The sequence below is a fragment of the Xanthomonas sp. DAR 34887 genome, from assembly GCF_041245805.1.
Taxonomy (GTDB): domain Bacteria; phylum Pseudomonadota; class Gammaproteobacteria; order Xanthomonadales; family Xanthomonadaceae; genus Xanthomonas_A; species Xanthomonas_A tesorieronis.
On the sequence record NZ_CP162490.1, the window covers coordinates 1,558,270 to 1,574,678 of the forward strand.

The 16,409-nt window shown below is 67.2% G+C and carries 13 protein-coding genes; 9 read left to right on the forward strand and 4 right to left on the reverse strand.

Annotation, left to right across the window (positions count from 1 at the left end; translation table 11 throughout):
* Positions 1-71: 71 nt before the first annotated feature.
* Positions 72-2,690 (reverse strand): TonB-dependent receptor, encoded by a 2,619-nt coding sequence (locus AB3X08_RS06595; protein ID WP_369937060.1) that lies wholly within the window; start codon positions 2,688-2,690, stop codon positions 72-74.
* An 873-nt stretch (positions 2,691-3,563) separates the two neighbouring features.
* On the opposite strand from AB3X08_RS06595, the gene AB3X08_RS06600 reads away from it, so the two are divergent.
* The gene (locus tag AB3X08_RS06600; RefSeq protein ID WP_369937061.1) at positions 3,564-4,586 is read left to right on the forward strand and encodes a glucokinase family protein; all 1,023 of its coding nucleotides are present in this window, start codon (positions 3,564-3,566) and stop codon (positions 4,584-4,586) included.
* A 388-nt stretch (positions 4,587-4,974) separates the two neighbouring features.
* Here the strand turns inward: AB3X08_RS06600 and AB3X08_RS06605 are convergent, their stop codons facing one another.
* The 3 genes from AB3X08_RS06605 to bioA form a co-directional block, all read right to left on the reverse strand.
* Positions 4,975-7,593, reverse strand: coding sequence for a TonB-dependent receptor (locus AB3X08_RS06605; protein ID WP_369937062.1), 2,619 nt, complete (start codon positions 7,591-7,593; stop codon positions 4,975-4,977).
* Between the two features lie 489 nt (positions 7,594-8,082).
* A complete protein-coding gene (locus AB3X08_RS06610) occupies positions 8,083-8,811 on the reverse strand; it encodes a 16S rRNA (uracil(1498)-N(3))-methyltransferase (RefSeq protein WP_369937064.1) in 729 nt (242 codons plus the stop codon).
* Positions 8,802-10,193: an adenosylmethionine--8-amino-7-oxononanoate transaminase gene (gene bioA / locus AB3X08_RS06615; protein ID WP_369937065.1), complete on the reverse strand. Its 1,392-nt coding sequence runs from the start codon at positions 10,191-10,193 to the stop codon at positions 8,802-8,804. The genes AB3X08_RS06610 and bioA overlap by 10 nt, the downstream gene beginning before the upstream one ends.
* A 74-nt stretch (positions 10,194-10,267) precedes the next feature.
* Between bioA and nudE the strand changes: the two genes are divergently transcribed.
* From nudE to gcvT, 8 genes are all read left to right on the forward strand, one after another.
* Complete coding sequence (gene nudE / locus AB3X08_RS06620; RefSeq protein ID WP_369937067.1) at positions 10,268-10,822, forward strand: ADP compounds hydrolase NudE; 555 nt, start codon at positions 10,268-10,270, stop codon at positions 10,820-10,822.
* A complete protein-coding gene (cysQ, locus tag AB3X08_RS06625; protein ID WP_184410749.1) occupies positions 10,819-11,619 on the forward strand; it encodes a 3'(2'),5'-bisphosphate nucleotidase CysQ in 801 nt (266 codons plus the stop codon). The genes nudE and cysQ overlap by 4 nt, the downstream gene beginning before the upstream one ends.
* Before the next feature lie 261 nt (positions 11,620-11,880).
* Positions 11,881-12,660: a nucleoside triphosphate pyrophosphohydrolase gene (mazG, locus tag AB3X08_RS06630; RefSeq protein ID WP_369938459.1), complete on the forward strand. Its 780-nt coding sequence runs from the start codon at positions 11,881-11,883 to the stop codon at positions 12,658-12,660.
* On the forward strand, positions 12,657-12,980 hold the full coding sequence (locus AB3X08_RS06635; RefSeq protein WP_369937069.1) for a YnfA family protein: 324 nt from the start codon (positions 12,657-12,659) through the stop codon (positions 12,978-12,980). The genes mazG and AB3X08_RS06635 overlap by 4 nt, the downstream gene beginning before the upstream one ends.
* Before the next feature lie 238 nt (positions 12,981-13,218).
* Positions 13,219-13,521, forward strand: coding sequence for an Mpo1-like protein (locus AB3X08_RS06640; RefSeq protein WP_369937070.1), 303 nt, complete (start codon positions 13,219-13,221; stop codon positions 13,519-13,521).
* Between the two features lie 68 nt (positions 13,522-13,589).
* Positions 13,590-14,558, forward strand: a complete 969-nt coding sequence (locus AB3X08_RS06645) for an SPFH domain-containing protein (RefSeq protein ID WP_369937072.1) — start codon at positions 13,590-13,592, stop codon at positions 14,556-14,558.
* A 3-nt stretch (positions 14,559-14,561) separates the two neighbouring features.
* Complete coding sequence (locus AB3X08_RS06650; protein ID WP_369937074.1) at positions 14,562-14,993, forward strand: NfeD family protein; 432 nt, start codon at positions 14,562-14,564, stop codon at positions 14,991-14,993.
* Between the two features lie 265 nt (positions 14,994-15,258).
* The gene (gene gcvT, locus AB3X08_RS06655) at positions 15,259-16,365 is read left to right on the forward strand and encodes a glycine cleavage system aminomethyltransferase GcvT (RefSeq protein WP_369937076.1); all 1,107 of its coding nucleotides are present in this window, start codon (positions 15,259-15,261) and stop codon (positions 16,363-16,365) included.
* Positions 16,366-16,409 lie beyond the last annotated feature (44 nt).

Genomic DNA, 16,409 nt, shown 5'->3' on the forward strand with positions numbered 1-16,409 from the left:
CCGGCGCAACCAGCCGCCGGGCAAAAAAAGGGCGCGCCACCGTGGAGGGTCGGTGGCGCGCCAGTCCTACATCAGAACTTGAAGTTCAGCTGCGCCTGGTAGCCGCGGCCGTTCTTGTACATGCCGATCGGCGCGTACTTGACCTCGTTGTACCAGTAGTACGTGGAGTCGAGCAGGTTGGTGGCGCTGACGCTGACGCTCATCCAGTCGTTGATCTCGTACGAAGCGGTCAGGTCCAGCTGCTTGTACTCGTCGGTGAACACGTTCGAGTCCAGGCGGCCGATCTGGGTGAAGTACTTGGAGCGGTAGCTGTAGTTGACCCGCACCATCCACGGACCGTTTTCCCAATACGGGATCACGTTGTAGGTGTTGCGCGACAGGTACGGCAGGTTCAGGCCGTCCTCGGAGCTGGACTCGGCGTAGGTGTAGTTCGCCTGCAGACCGAAGCCGTAGCCGAACGCCTGCTGGTAGTTCAGCGACGCGCCCTTGACCTTGGCACCGGTGGCGTTGACCGGACGGGTCACGCTGTACGGCTGGTTGACGATGCCGTTGGTCGGGTCGCTGAGGATCTCGGTGGTGGTGGTGCTGACGATGTAGGAGCTGATGTCGCGGTAGAACACTTCGGCCGACAGCATGCTGGACGGGGCGAAGTACCATTCGGCGGCCAGGTCGTAATTGGTCGACTGGTACGGCTTCAGGTCCGGATTACCGCCGCTGGCGGTCAGGTCGCCGCTGGTGCTGTTGAGCGAGAACGAACCGGCCAGGTCGCTGTAGCGCGGGCGTGCCATCACCTTGGCCGCAGAGAAGCGCAGCACCTTGGTGTCGTCCAGGTCATAGGCGATGTTGAAGCTGGGCAGCGGCTTCTTGTACTCGTTGCTGACCTGCTCGAAGGTGTAGGTCGTGCCGCCATCGTTGGTCTGGTAGTACTGCGACTTGTCCTTGGTATCGGCGTAACGCAGGCCGATGTTGCCGCGGAACTTGCCGGCTTCGAAGTTCATCTGCGCGTACAGGTCGCTGGTGATTTCCTTGACGTCGTAGATCTGGCCGTACTTGGGCGTCAGCGCCGCCTGCGGCAGCGACTTCAGGTACTTGAGGACCGAGTTGAGGTTGGCGGTCGGCCAGTTGACCAGGTCGCCGCTGGCGCCCAGGCCGTCATACAGGCCGCTCGGCGTGGTGCCCGGGCTGAAGTCGGTCAGCAACACGTCCTGGTTGGCGAAGATCGCATTGCCGCGCGAGTTCTGGCCGTTGTCGTGGTTGATGTACTTGTAGCCCACCAGCACCTTGTTGAACGGGCCCCATTGCAGATCGCGGGCCGCATCGAACTGGAAGTACTTCTCCTTGTCCTCGGTGGTGGTGTACTCGACGCCGCCGGCCTGCTGGCCGGACGCCAGGCCCCAGTTGGACGCGCTGTTGTTGTCGTAGGTGACGCCGGTGTGGCTGCCGTCGTAGTTGAAGTTGTAGCCGCCGTCCTGCAGCAGGAACTTCATCAGGTACTCGGGGTTCTTGCCGCCGGTGGCCTTGGTGGTGCCGGCCTGGGTGGTGAACACCCAGTTGTCGCCATACCAGTCGTGGCGCAGGTTCACGCTCTTGGTGGTGACGGTGCTTTCGCGGTAGTTGGTGTCGAGCTGGGCATAGGGCTGGCCGGCGGCGCCGTCGGTAACGGTGCCGGAGGTGATGTAGCCGTTCTCGACATTGGCGCTGGTGACCTTCTTCAGATCGTCGTTACAGGCCGGACAAACGTAGCGCGATTCGCTGAAGTTGTTGTACTTGCCCTTGATGTAGATGCCGGTCAGGTTGAACTCGTTCTGCTCGTTCGGCTTCCACTGCAGCGCGCCCTGCAGGCCGTTGCGCTCGCGGGTCTGCTGGAAGTAGGCGCTGTTGATGCCGGCCGGAACCTTGGCAGTAGCAACGTTACCACCGTCGCCCGTGACATTGGCGGTGGCGGGGATATTGGCGCCGGTGGTATAGCCGAAGAACTCGATACCGGCGCGCGAGATGTCCTGCTTGTCGTGCGTGGCGGAGATCAACGCACCGAAGGTCTCGTCGTCGTTCTTCCAGCTCCACAGCGCCGAACCGCGCGGGTTGCCTTCTTCCGAGCGGTCGTTGTAGTTGTAGCCGACCGAGCCGCGGATGGTGTTCTTCGGCAGGTCCAGCGGCTTGCGGGTGTGCACGATCACGGTGCCGCCGATCGAGCCTTCGTCGATGCGCGCTTCCGGAGTCTTGTAGACCTCCATCAGGCCGATGATTTCCGGCGACAGCAGGGTGTAGTTGAAGGTACGGCCGCTGGTGTCGGACGGGTTGCCGCCCCAGTCGCCCGAAGCGATGGTCTGGCCGTTGAGCAGCACGCGGTTCAGCGCCGGATCGGTGCCGTTGATGCTGACCTTCTCGCCTTCGCCGAACTGGCGGTCCACGCTGATGCCCGGCAGGTGCGCCAGCGACTCGGCGGCGTTGGTGTCGGGGAACTTGCCGATGTCCTCGGCGCTGATCGCGTCGACGATGGAGTTGGCCGAGCGCTTGACCGCCTGGCTCTTCTCCAGCGAGGCGCGGTAGCCGGTGACGGTGATGGTGTCCAGTTCCTGGACGTTCTTCGATTCTGCGCTGGAAGCGGTCGCTTCCTGCGCCATAGCATTACCGGACAGGTACAGCGCGGCCATGATGCTGATGGCTAACGTGGTGGTGCGGCTATTCATTGGCTAAACCTCTGGGTTAGTACATGGGCATGAGGTGCCAACCGATGTTCCGGCGTGCTGGCCGCTGCCCGGCCTGTTGATTGCGCGACACCTTGCGGTGGCTGCGCGGATCGCGTTCGGTGCGCGTCGTCCGGTCGTTGACGCGGAAGTAGCCGGCCGGCGGCACCGAGGCGCCGGTCCTTCCTTGTTTCCTGTGGCAAAACCAAATACAGCAAGCAGTGCATGTCCTGATGTTGCGTGCTCGCCAGGAGTCCTGGCGGCAGTGGCAAGCGGTCCGCCTTCCATTGCGGGCGCGCGCCGTAGGACGGCTTCGGTACGCGCTGCCGTGACGCCGGACCTGCAGTCGCTGCCTGGTCCGAGGTCCGAACGTGCCATGTCTCGAAGCTGTAAAAATTTGTGTGATCCGAGTCTGTAATGGCCCTGACAGCGTTGTCAACACATGCTTCACATAATTTTGACAACTGTCGATGCAATTGCGGCCAAAGTGCGCCGCGATGTCTTGCGGGCGGTCACAGCTGCTGGACGTATGTATTTGTCTACGAAGGAAATTGTGCGGTGGGCAGAATCAAAGATTGGATTTGTTGTCACATCTGCAAAGGGGCCACCAATCCCGGCCGGCAACAGGCGTTCCCGGCACTTTTGTGCATTGCGGCGAACTTTTTGCGACGGCTGTTTACTGGTGGACAGCGCTGTGGGGCATGGGCGGGATCCATTCGAACAGGGACGACGACGCTACGATCACTTATGGTGGAGCGAATGAAAGAAGGACGAGACTTGACGAATTCATCTTGACAACGTTGTCAGCGTGGTCCGACACTCGATCGATCAACAGGCCAGTCGGCGTGCGCCCTGAGGGGTGCAACGGGAGAATACGTGTCCGCAAGCAGTTCATCAGTGGGGACGGCCGCGTCGCGCGCCGAGCCTTTCATTGCCGCCGACGTCGGCGGTACCCATGTACGTATCGGCCTGATGTCGCGCGGCGACGCCGCCGACAGCGTGCAGACGGTCAAGGTGCTGGACTATCGCAAGTACCGCTGTGCCGACTATCCCGGCCTGACCGAGATCATCGGCGAGTTCCTGTCCGGCGTGCCGGGTCCGGCGCCGACCCGTGGCGTGATCGCCAGCGCCGGCTATGCGCTGGAAGACGGCAGGGTGATCACCACCAATCTGCCGTGGAGCCTGTCGCCGCCGGAGATCCGCGAGCGGTTGGGCATGCAGGCGCTGCACCTGGTCAACGATTTCGAGGCGGTGGCCTATGCGGCCTCGTCGATGGATGCCAGCGAAGTGTTGCATCTGACCGGCCCGCGCAAGGCGCAGCGCGGACCGGCGCTGGTGATCGGCCCGGGCACCGGGCTGGGCGCGGCGGTGTGGATTCCGACCAATGGCGGCGCCGTCGTGCTGGCCACCGAAGCCGGACACGCGGCCCTGCCGATCGGCAGCGAACTGGAGATGGCGATCGCACAGCGGCTGTTGCGCACGCGCAGCTATGTGCCGGTGGAACACCTGCTGTCCGGTCCCGGCCTGCTCAATCTCTATAAGGTGTTGTGCGAACTGCGCGAGGCCGCGCCGGTGCATGCCGCACCCAGCGAGGTCACCACCGCGGCGCTGGCCGGCAACGATCCGCTGGCGCACGAAGCGCTGTCGGCGTTCTGCGGCCTGCTCGGCAGCGTGGTCGGCGACATGGCGCTGCTGTATGGCATCCAGAGCGGCATCTACCTGGCCGGTGGCTTCCTGCCGCAGATCGGCGACTTCCTGGCGGCCAGCAGTTTCGTCGAGCGCTATTTGAACAAGGGCGCGATGCGCCCGGCGCTGGAGCAGATTCCGGTGAAGCTGGTGGAGCATGGCCAGCTCGGGGTGATCGGCGCGGCGAACTGGTTCCTGCAGCAGCAGCGCTAGCGCGTTCGTGGTGTGCGGGCCGTTTTAACGAAGGCGTGCCGCGACGTTGGCGCGCGACGTTTTCGTGATCGTCTGGTGCCGCTGGAAGGATGCTCGAAGAACCTCGCGTCTGGATTCGGCGCGCGATCGGGCGGCACCGGCGTGTGCCGTTTTCTGTCGCGGCTGAAGCCGCTCCTACAGAAGCCGCATCGCGCGCTCTTGTAGGAGCGGCTTCAGCCGCGACAGAACGATGAAGCGATCGCGATGCTGAGGCGCTCATGGAAAACGCGGCAGCGCCGCCTGCGCGTCCCTCATTGCCAGTCCGCCTTGCGACTTGCCGCGATCAAGCCCCTGAGCGCCTGCACCTGCGACACGGCGACGGCCCACGCCGCCGCCGCCGCGATGCCCCCTACAGCGTGAAATGCACGCTGAGCATGTAGCCGCGCCCGTTCTTGTAAAGATAGTAGGGCTGGCTCTCCTGGCCGACGTAGCTGTAGTAGGTCTCGTCCAGCAGGTTGGTGCCTTCCAGCTGCAGCTTGACCTTGTCGGTGATGGCGTAGGACACCGACGCGTCGAGCTGGGTGAAGTCGTCGGTCATCTGGTTCGCGCCCAGGCGCCCGATCTGGGTGAAGTAGGCCGAGCGCCAGCCCAGGGTCAGCCGCGCCTCCCACGGTCCCTTCTCGAAGTAGGGGCTGAGGTTGTAGCTGTTCTTGGAGTTGTAGGGCAGGTTGTAGTCGCCCTGGGTGTCGGCCTTGGAATAGGTGTAGTTCGCCGCCACGCCGAAGCCGCCGCCCAGTTCCTGCTGGTAGCTCAGCGACACGCCCTTGACCTTGGCCGCGCCGGAATTCTGCGGCAGCGTCACCTCATAGATGTCTTCGCGGTTGTAGGTGTTGTTGTGCAACGGTTGCTGCACCAGCGTCTGCAGGATGTAGTTGGAGATGTCGCGGTAGAACAGCTCGCCGGCGAGCACGCTGTTGGGTGCGAAATACCATTCCAGCGACGCGCCGTAGTTGGTGGAGCGATACGGGTCCAGCGCCGGATTGCCGCTGCTGGCGGTGAGCTTGTTGTCGTCGGCGTTGACGTAGGGCGTGAGGTCGGCATAGCGCGGCCGCGCGATCACCTTGGCCGCGGCCACGCGCAGGATCAGCGCATCGGACAGGTCGTAGGCGAAGTTCAGCGACGGCAGCCATTCGCCGTAGGACTTGTTGTAGCGCACCGGCGCATAGGCGCTGCCGTCGTACTGGTAGCCGCCGATCGCATCGCGGGTGTTGACGTAGCGCACGCCGATGTTGCCGCGGTAGTTGTAGCCGGAAAAATCCGCCTGCAGATAGGCGGCGCGGTTGCGCTCGACCACGTCGAAGCTGCTGCCGTAGCTGGGCGCGAGCGTGCCGCTTCCGGGCAGGCCGCTGACGTAGTCCACCAGTGCGCCGGGGCTTTGCCGCGGCCAGTGACGCATGTCGTCGCTGACCGACAGGCCGTCCAGGTAGCCGCCGGGCGTGTTGCCGCCATAGACCGCGGCCAGCGTCGTGTTCGGATCGGCCGGGAAGCTGTCGTAGTACATGTCCTGCGCGGTGCTGTGGCGCGTGGCCTTGACCCCGGCGCGCAGCTTGGTGATCGGCCCCCAGGCCACATCGTGGTCGAAGTCCAGTTGCGCGTAGCGTTCCTTGTCCAGGTTCGGATAGCGGTTGACGGTGGCGCCCAGCACCGACATCGCGTCCACCGCCGACGGCGGCACCGCGTAGTCCACGCCGACGTTGCGGTGGTCGATGGCGTAGTCGTAGGCGCCGTTGCCGCGGAAGGTGAGGCCATAGATGCGATCGGCGCCGCCGGCCGAGCGGGTGGCGCCGACCTGGCCGGAGACGTTCCAGCCATCGCCGTGCCAGTCGCCGCGCAAGGTGTTGCTGCTGGTCTTGACCGTGGTCTTGCGCACGTACGAATCGAGGATGGTTTCGGCGTTGTCGCCATAGGCGCCGGAGGTGGCGACGCCGTCGGTCACGTCCAACGCGGTGGCGTTGGCCGGCACGAAGTTGGCGTAGCGGCTCTGGTTGACGTTGTCGAAGGTCTCTTCGACGTACAGGCCGGTGTAGGTCAGTTCGAAGGCGTCGTTCGGCTTCCACTGCAGCGAGCCGGTGACGCCGTCGCGCTTGCGGGTCTGGGTGAACAGCGCGCTGTTGATCGCGGTCGGATAGACCCCTTGCTTGCCGGCGGCGACCGCGTCGGGGAAGCCGGCGCCCTGGATGTCGCTGTAGCCGAAGATCTCCACGCCATCGCGGCGCAGCGAGCGCTCCGAATGCATCACCGAGCCGAGCACGCCGAGCGTGCCGGCATCGTTCTTCCAGTTGTACAGCAGCGAGGCGTTGGGCTTGCCGTCTTCGGAGCGGTCGTTGTAGCCGTAGCTGACGCTGCCGGTCAGCAGGTTCTTGTCCAGTTCCAGCGGCTTGCGCGTGTGCAGGATGACGGTGCCGCCCAGGCTGCCTTCGTCGATGCTGGCCTGCGGGCTCTTGTAGACCTCGGCACTGCCGATCACTTCCGGCGCCAGCAGCGAATAGTTGAACGAGCGGCTGTCCGGATTGTTCGGATCGCCGCCCCAACTGGTGGAGGCGATGCTCTGGCCGTTGAGCAGCACCCGGTTCAGGGCCGGATCGGTGCCCAGGATCGAGACCTTCTCGCCTTCGCCGAACTGGCGATCGACGCTGACACCGGGCAGGTGCGACAGCGATTCGGCGACATTGGCGGCAGGAAACTTGCCGACGTCCTCGGCCGAGATCGCATCGACGATCGCATCGGCATTGCGCTTGATGTTGAGGGATTTCTGCAGGCTGGCGCGATAGCCGGTGACCTTGACCGCATCCAGTTCCTGCACCGCCGCGGGCGCGGCCTGGCCGCTGGCAGCGGCGCCGCCGTCAGCCGTGGGCGCAGCCGCGGCGTCGCTCTGCGGCGAGGGAACTTGCTGGGCGAAGACGCTGACCGGTGCGGCCAGCGCGGCGGCGATGGCGAAGGCCAGGGGAGCGAGGCGGGTGTGGTTCAAGCGGGCGGTCTCCGAAAGGTGCGCAGGACGCGAAAGACCTGCCGGCGTGGCGGCAGGCAAGTGACGCCCTCGGCCCGGATGCGGCGCGATGGGCGAATGGAAAGGAAGGGCGCGGGCGTGCGAGGCGCCGGGGACGAATGCAGCGTGTCGGTATCGGCGCTGTGGTGCGTGCCGGCGCGCGCGCCGCACATGGGCGCGGCAGCGGCGCAGGGCACACACGCGGTTGCGTGTGCGTGGGTTGTGCGGACGGGCGGCCATGCTGGCAGGCCGTGTCGTTCGTTGCGCCGGTTCAAACCGGAGGCACCCCGCGCGATGGCTCAGGAGCGGCGACTGTGTCGCGCTTGTCCTTCGTTGTCAACGCGTGTCGCGGTTAAAGAATCGCTAAGAAAACCGGTGTTTTCAAGTGAAAATCGACAAGGCGCACGGCTTCGGCGGCGCAGCCGTGCGGCGCCTGCGGTCAACGATGTCTATGCGATTGCGTGCGCCGGTTCACAGGTCGCCGCACTGCGCCTGCAAGGCGGCGATCGCGGCCAGGCCCGCGGTCTCGGTGCGCAGGATGCGCGGTCCCAGGCGCAGGCCGGCGAAGCCGGCGGCCTGCAGCGCGGCGCGGTCGCGCGGCGACCAGCCGCCTTCCGGACCGATCGCGATCGTCGCCGCATTGCCGGCGATGTCCAGCGTGCGCAGCCGGTGTTCGCCTTGCGGATCGAGGGTGAGCTTCAGTTGCGTGCCGGCCACGGCGGCGGCGTCGGCCAGCGCCAGCGGCGCGGCCAGGCTGGGCACGCGCGCGCGGCCGGACTGTTCGCAGGCCGACACGATGACGCTGCGCCAGTGCGCCACGCGCTTGTCGGTGCGCGCTGCATCCAGCTTCACCTCGGTGCGCTCGGCCCATACCGGCACGATCGCGGCCACGCCCAGTTCGGTCGCCTTCTGCAGGATCAGGTCCATCTTCTCGCCGCGCGCCACCCCCTGCAGCAGGGTGATCGCCAGCGGCGATTCGTTGTTTGCCGGCTGCGCTGCGCCGATCCGCGCGCTGGCGCCGCGCTTGCCGACCTGCAGCAGTTCGGCCTCGTAGTCGCAGCCGTCGCCGTTGAACAGGACGCAACGGTCGCCTTCGCGCAGCCGCAGCACCCGCAGCAGATGCCCGGCGACGTCCTCGGGCAACGCCACATCGTCGCCTTCGCGCAGCGGCAGTTCCACATGGCAGCGGGTCACGCGCATGCCACGGCCTCGTCGATCGCGGCCAGGGTGGTTTCGGCGAGCAGCGCCAGCTGCGCATCGTCCACGCAGTACGGCGGCATCCAGTACAGCACGTCGCCCAGCGGGCGCAGCACCACGCCGCGCTGCAGCGCGGCGCGGTACGCGCACAGGCCGACCCGCGCGCCGGCCGCGAACGGGGTGCGCTTGTCGCCGTTGCGGGTCAGTTCGAACGCCACCACCATCCCGGCCTGGCGCACGTCGGCCACGTGCGGATGGTCGTTGAATGGCGCCGACAGCGCGCGCAGGGTTTCGGCGGTGCCGCGGTTGCGCGCGATCACGTCGTCCTGCTGGAAGATGCGCAGGCAGGCCAGCGCCGCGGCGCAGGCCAGCGGGTTGCCGGTGTAGCTGTGCGAGTGCAGGAAGGCGCGTTCGCGGCTGTCGTCGAGGAAAGCGTCATATAAGTGTTGCGTGGCCAGCACCGCCGACAGCGGCAGGAAGCCGCCGGTCAGGCCCTTGGACAGGCACAGCAGGTCCGGCATCACCCCGGCCTGCTCGCAGGCGAACAGGGTGCCGGTGCGGCCGAAGCCGGTGGCGATCTCGTCGGCGATCAGGAACGCGCCGTTGGCGTCGCACAGTTCGCGCGCGCGGCGCAGATAGGCCGGGTCGTGCATGCGCATGCCGCCGGCGCACTGCAGGCGCGGCTCCAGGATCACCGCGCAGATCTCGCCCGGGTGGCGGTCGAACAGGTCGGCCAGCGCATCGGCGGCGGCATCGGCGCGTTGCCGTGCGCTCTGCCCGGGGGCGGCCAGGTAGGCGTCGGGCGACGGCGCGAACAGCGCTTCGCACAGCAGCGGCGCGTACACCCGCCGGTACAGCGGGATGTCGCCGACCGCCAGCGCGCCGATGGTCTCGCCGTGGTAGCCGTTCTCCAGCGCGACGAAGCGGGTGCGGTGGGTCTCGCCACGGTTGTGGAAATAGTGGAAGGCCATCTTCAGCGCCACTTCGACCCCGGCCGAGCCGTTGTCGGCATAGAACACCTTGGCCAGCGGCGCGCGCCCGTCCTGCCGCGGCGCCAGCGCTAGCAGCTGCTCGGCCAGCTCCACCGCCGGCGCGTGGCTGAAGCCGGCCAGCATCACCTGTTCCAGATGGGTGGCCTGCGCGGCGATGGCCGCGGCGATGCGCGGCTCGCTGTGGCCGAACAGATTGGTCCACCAGCTGCTCACCGCATCCAGGTAGCGATTGCCTTCGTGATCGATCAACCAGGCGCCTTCGCCGCGTGCGATCGGCAGCAGTGGCAGGGTGTCCGGATGCTCGCGCATCTGCGTGCAGGGGTGCCACAGCACCGCCAGGTCGCGTTGCCGCCAGCCGGCGGCAGTCTGTGATGCGGTCAGGTCTGTTAGCATTTCGCGCTCATGAACAAGTTCTTCGCTCGGTGCATTCTATCGGTCGACGCTGCCCAGCGCCGCGGGGTGCCGGCGTGAGCCGTCCGTTGCCGATCATCCACGCACTGCGCGAGCGCGGCGAGTCGGCCATGGAGCGCAAGGTCGAAGAGCTGGACCTGGAGTTCAGCAACGGCGAACGGCGCGTGTTCCACCGGCTCAAGTCCCCCGGCCATGGCGCGGTGGTGGTGGTGCCGATGCTGGATGCGCAGACCGTGCTGCTGGTGCGCGAGTACGCCGCCGGCGTGCACCGCTACGAACTGGGCCTGGTCAAGGGCCGCATCGATGCCTGCGAGACGCCGCTGCAGGCCGCCGACCGCGAACTCAAGGAAGAGGCCGGCTATGGCGCCCGGCAGCTGCAGGTGCTGCGCGCGATGACCCTGGCGCCTACGTATATGAGCCACCAGTCCTGGCTGGTGCTCGCGCAAGATCTCTATCCCGAAAAACTGGCCGGCGACGAGCCGGAGGAACTAGAAGTGGTGCCCTGGAAACTGGCTGAACTGGATCAACTGATGTTGCGTGAGGATTTTTCCGAAGGGCGTTCGCTGGCGGCGTTGTTCATCGTCCGCGAGTGGTTGGGCCGTACCGGATGATCCGCATCACCGCAGACCTGCGCGAAACCGTCATCGCCATCGCCATCGACGCCGCCGCGGCGATCATGGCCGTCTACGCCACCGGCTTCGACGTCGAGCACAAGGCCGACGCTAGCCCGCTGACCCAGGCCGACCTGGCCGCGCACCGGATCATCGTCGAAGGCCTGGAACGGCTGACTCCCGACCTGCCGGTGCTGTCCGAGGAATCGGCGCAGATCCCCTGGGACGTGCGCGAGCACTGGACCAGCTATTGGCTGGTGGACCCGCTCGACGGCACCCGCGAGTTCGTCAAGCGCAATGGCGAGTTCAGCGTCAACATCGCGCTGATCCACCAGGGCGCGCCGGTGTTCGGCGTGGTCCAGGCGCCGGTCGATGGCCGTGTCTGGCACGCGGTGCGCGGCGAGCAGGCTTACCGCCGCGAGGGCTTCCGCGACACCGCGCTGAACACGCGGCGGCCGGCCAGCGCGCCGCTGCGGGTGGCGGCCAGCCGCTCGCACCGCGATCCGCGCACCGACGCGCTGCTGCTGCGCATGGGCGAGACCGAGGTGATCGCGCAGGGCTCGTCGCTGAAGTTCTGCCGCATCGCCGATGGCGAGCTGGACGTGTACCCGCGCTTCGGCCCGACCTCCGAATGGGACACCGCCGCCGGCCAGTGCGTGCTGCAGGCCGCCGGCGGCGCGCTGCTCGCCGCCGATACCGGCAAGCCGTTCCGCTACAACCGCCGCGAATCGCTGCTCAACGGCGATTTCCTGGCGCTGGGCGATCCGGCGCTGCCGTGGCGCAGCTGGCTGGGCTGAGCGGACGCTGCCGCCGGCAGCGGTGATGGGCTGCAAGGCGGCGTCGCGGTTGACGCCGCCGCAACGCGCGCCCTGGGGCGCCACGCAATGACGGCGCTGCGCCGCGGTGGTGCGCATGCGCGTATCGCTGCCCGCCACGCCGCCGACCGCTCATCGTACGGGCCGCTCTGCCAAACTAACCGGCAGGCGGCGCCGTTGCCGTCGCATCGGAACCCGCACGTGACCGCAGCCCGCTACGACCTTCCCGCCCTGCTTGAGATCATGGCGCGCCTGCGCGATCGCGAGCACGGCTGCCCCTGGGATCTGGAGCAGGATTTCGCCAGCATCGCCGCGTACACGATCGAGGAGGCCTACGAGGTCGCCGACGCGATCGACCGCAACGACCTGGGCGAGCTGAAGGACGAACTCGGCGACCTGCTGCTGCAGGTGGTGTTCCATGCGCAGATGGCGCGCGAGCAGGGCGCCTTCGGTTTCGACGACGTGGTAACCGCGATCTGCGACAAGATGGTGCGCCGGCACCCGCATGTGTTCGGCGACAGCCAGGTCGCCGATGCCGGGCAGCAGACGTTGAACTGGGAACAGATCAAGCGCGACGAGCGCGCTGCGGCCGGCAAGACCGACAGCTCGGCGCTGGCCGGGATCGCCCGCGGCCTGCCGGAATGGCAGCGCGCGGTGAAGCTGCAGGCGCGCGCGGCGCGGGTCGGCTTCGACTGGCCGGGGCCGGAGCCGGTGCTGGAAAAACTGCAGGAAGAGCTGGAGGAAGTGCGCGCGGAATTCGCGCGCGGCGCGGTGCAGGACAACCAGGCGCGGCTGCAGGACGAGATCGGCGATCTGCTGTTCGTCTGCGCCAATCTCGCGCGGCACGCGCAGGTCGATGTCGGTGCTGCACTGCGTCATGCCAACCAGAAATTCGAGCGCCGTTTCCGCGCGATGGAGCAGCTCGCGCAGCACGACGGCAGCGCGCTGGACGGCCTGTCGCTGCAGCAGCAGGAGGCGTACTGGCAGCGCGCCAAGCGCCAGGAACGCGACGCGGCGCAATGAAGACACTGCTGCTGTTCGCGCTGACCGCATTGGCCGAGATCGTCGGTTGCTACCTGCCGTATCTGTGGTTGCGCGAGCGGGGCAGTGCGTGGCTGTTGCTGCCCGCCGGCGCCAGCCTGGCAGCCTTCGTGTGGCTGCTGAGCCTGCATCCGGAGGCCAGCGGCCGTGTCTACGCGGCGTACGGCGGCGTCTATATCGCCATGGCGCTGCTGTGGCTGTGGGCGGTGCAATCGATCCGGCCCACGCGCTGGGACCTGCTCGGCGCCGGCCTGTGCCTGCTCGGCATGGCGGTGATCATGTTCGCGCCGCGGCAGGGCTGATCCGCGCGGCGCGCCGGCGCGCCTTGCAGAAACTGGCGACTTTCCGGCGCCGCGCCGAGGATGCGGCGCCGGCCGTCGCATGGCGCCCGCGGCGCCACTTGCCGCCCCGCGCGATTGGGCTGCGCGGCACCCGCCTCCGGCGTCTCGGGCCTTTCCAGCGCCCGCTAGCACGCTTCTTTAATGCCGACGCCGGCGCGGCGTATGCTGGCCGCCTGCGTTGCCTCGGGAGGGCCGCCGCATGCGCCGTTTCGCCAGCTTCCGCGAGTTCTATCCTTTTTACTTGAGCGAGCACCGCCATCCGCTGTCGCGGCGGCTGCACTTCGTCGGCAGCGCCGCGGTGCTGCTGAGCGTGTTGCTGGCGCTCTGCACCGGCCAGCCACGCTGGCTATGGGTGGCACCGGTGTGCGGCTACGGCTGCGCCTGGGTCGGGCATTTCTTCTTCGAGAAGAACCGTCCGGCCACCTTCCGCCATCCGCTGTATTCGTTCGCCGGCGACTGGGTCATGTTCAAGGACGTGCTGCTCGGCCGCATCCGCTGGTAGCGCTGGTCGCCTGCCGGCGCTCGCTATACTCGCGGCATAGTCTTTTCTTTGGTTAATGGAGCGACCCGATGCCGTCCACTTATTTCCTCGCGCTGGTGATCCTGTTCTTCGGCGTGGTGGCGCTGTTCAAGACCGTGCGGATGGTGCCGCAGGGATTCCAGTGGACGGTGGAGCGCTTCGGTCGCTACACCCACACGCTGTCGCCCGGCCTGAACTTTCTTATCCCGTGGATGTATGGCGTGGGGCGCAAGGTCAACATGATGGAGCAGGTGCTGGACGTGCCCAGCCAGGACGTCATCACCAAGGACAACGCCGTGGTGCGCGTGGACGGGGTGGTGTTCTTCCAGGTGCTGGACGCGGCCAAGGCGGCGTATGAAGTGTCGAACCTGGAGATCGCCACCATTGCGCTGGTGCAGACCAACATCCGCACCGTGATCGGCTCGATGGACCTGGACGAGTCGCTGAGCCAGCGCGAGACGATCAACGCGCAGCTGCTCAGCGTGGTCGATCACGCGACCAACCCGTGGGGCATCAAGGTCACCCGCATCGAGATCCGCGACATCCAGCCACCGCGCGACCTGATCGATTCGATGGCGCGGCAGATGAAGGCCGAGCGCGAGAAGCGCGCGCAGATCCTCGAGGCCGAGGGCTCGCGGCAGTCGGAGATCCTGCGTGCCGACGGCGAGAAGCAGGCCGCGGTGCTGGAGGCCGAAGGCCGCAAGGAGGCCGCGTTCCGCGACGCCGAGGCGCGCGAGCGCCTGGCCGAGGCCGAAGCGCGCGCCACCGCGATGGTGTCCAAGGCGATCGCCGAAGGCGACGTGCAGGCGATCAACTACTTCATCGCGCAGAAGTATGTGGAGGCGTTCAAGGAGCTGGCCACCGCGCCGAACCAGAAGTTCGTGCTGATGCCGATGGAATCCAGCGGCATCATCGGCTCGATCGCCGGCATCGCCGAACTGGCGCGCGAGGCGTTGGGCAAGCAGCAGTCCGCGCCGCCGGCGGTGCCGCGCGGCATGCCGCCACGAAGCGGAGTCTGAGCCATGCGCACCGAGGTGGTGGCGTGGGGCGCGCTGACCTTGCTGCTGTTCGCGGCCGAAGCGCTGGCGCCAGGCGCCTTCATGCTGTGGATGGGGTTCGCCGCCGCGGCGGTGTTCCTCGCGGTGCTGGTGCTGCCGGACATGTCGCTGCTGCTGCAGGTCGGCGCGTTCGTGTTGCTGAGCTTCGTCTCGATCCAGGTGTACCGCACCTGGTTCCGCAACCGCGGCCGGGTCAGCGACCAACCGCTGCTAAACCGCCGCGCCGAACAACTGATCGGCCGGGTGGTGATGCTGGACCAGGCGATCCAGGCCGGCCGCGGCCGCGCCAAGGTCGACGACGCGTTCTGGGTGGTCGGCGGCCCCGATTTGCCGGCCGCCAGCGCGGTGCGCATCGTCGGCGTGGACGGGATGACGCTGCTCGTCGAGGCGGCTTGAAGGTCGGGATTGGGCCTTCGGGATTGGGGATTGGTGGCGCGCGTGCGCGGCACCTCGACGTTTCTGATGCGTACCGGTAGGAGCGACTTCAGCCGCGACCGCCGTCCGCGGATGTGTCGCGGCTGAAGCCGCTCCTACAACGGATGCGCGAAGGGTGTCGCTCCATCGGGTTCGGGAAGCCCGCTCCTGCGAATCCCCACTCCCGACTCCCCAATCCCGGCCTTCTGCCAGCGATAATGGGCGACTTTCCTCACGGACCCGCGCCATGACCCAGAAGACCATCCTCAACGACAGCCATCGCGCCCTCGGCGCCAAGATGGTCGACTTCGGCGGCTGGGACATGCCGATCCACTACGGTTCGCAGATCGACGAGCACCATCAGGTGCGCCGCGACGCCGGCATGTTCGACGTCAGCCACATGACCGTGGTCGACCTGCATGGCACGCAGGTACGCGGATTCCTGCGCCATCTGCTGGCCAATTCGGTGGACAAGCTCAAGGTGCCGGGCAAGGCCCTGTACACCTGCATGCTCAATCCGCAGGGCGGGGTGATCGACGACCTGATCGTCTATTACATGTCCGACACCTTCTTCCGCCTGGTGGTCAACGCCGCCACGCGCAGCAAGGACCTGGCCTGGATCGGCGAGCAGGCGCAGAAGTTCGGCGTGGACGTGCGCGAGCGCGAGGACTTCGCGATGATCGCGGTGCAGGGCCCGAATGCGCGCGCCAAGGCGATCGGCCTGCTGCGCGAGGACGATCGCGCCGCGGTGCAGAAGCTGGGCCGCTTCGCCGCGTTCGAGGCGACCTCGGCCGACGGCGTGGCGCTGTTCGTCGCGCGCACCGGCTACACCGGCGAGGACGGCTTCGAGATCGTGCTGCCGCAGGAACACGCGGTGGCGTTCTGGAACGTGCTGCTGCAAGCGGGGGTCAAGCCGGCCGGCTTGGGTGCGCGCGACACGCTGCGCTTGGAGGCCGGCATGAATCTGTACGGGCAGGACATGGACGACAGCGTGTCGCCGTACGAGGCCGCGCTGGCCTGGACCGTGGCGCTGGAAGAGGGCCGCGTGTTCATCGGCCGCGACGTGCTCGAGACGCAGAAGGCCAATGGCGCGCCGCGGCAGATGATCGGTCTGGTGATGGACGACAAGGGCGTGCTGCGGCACGGCCAGAAGGTGCTCACCGCGCAGGGCGAGGGCGAGATCCTGTCCGGCACGTTCTCGCCGACGCTGGGCAAGGCGATCGCGTTCGCGCGCGTGCCGGCCGGCGAGCCCGGGCAGGTGCGGGTGGACATCCGCGGCAAGGAAGTGCCGGTGCGCGTGGTCAAGTTCCCGTTCGTGCGCGAAGGCCAGGTCCAGCCCGGCGTCCTGGAGTGAACCGACCGTCGCCGCGATGCGCCCGCGACGTCGTTGCGGAGCAT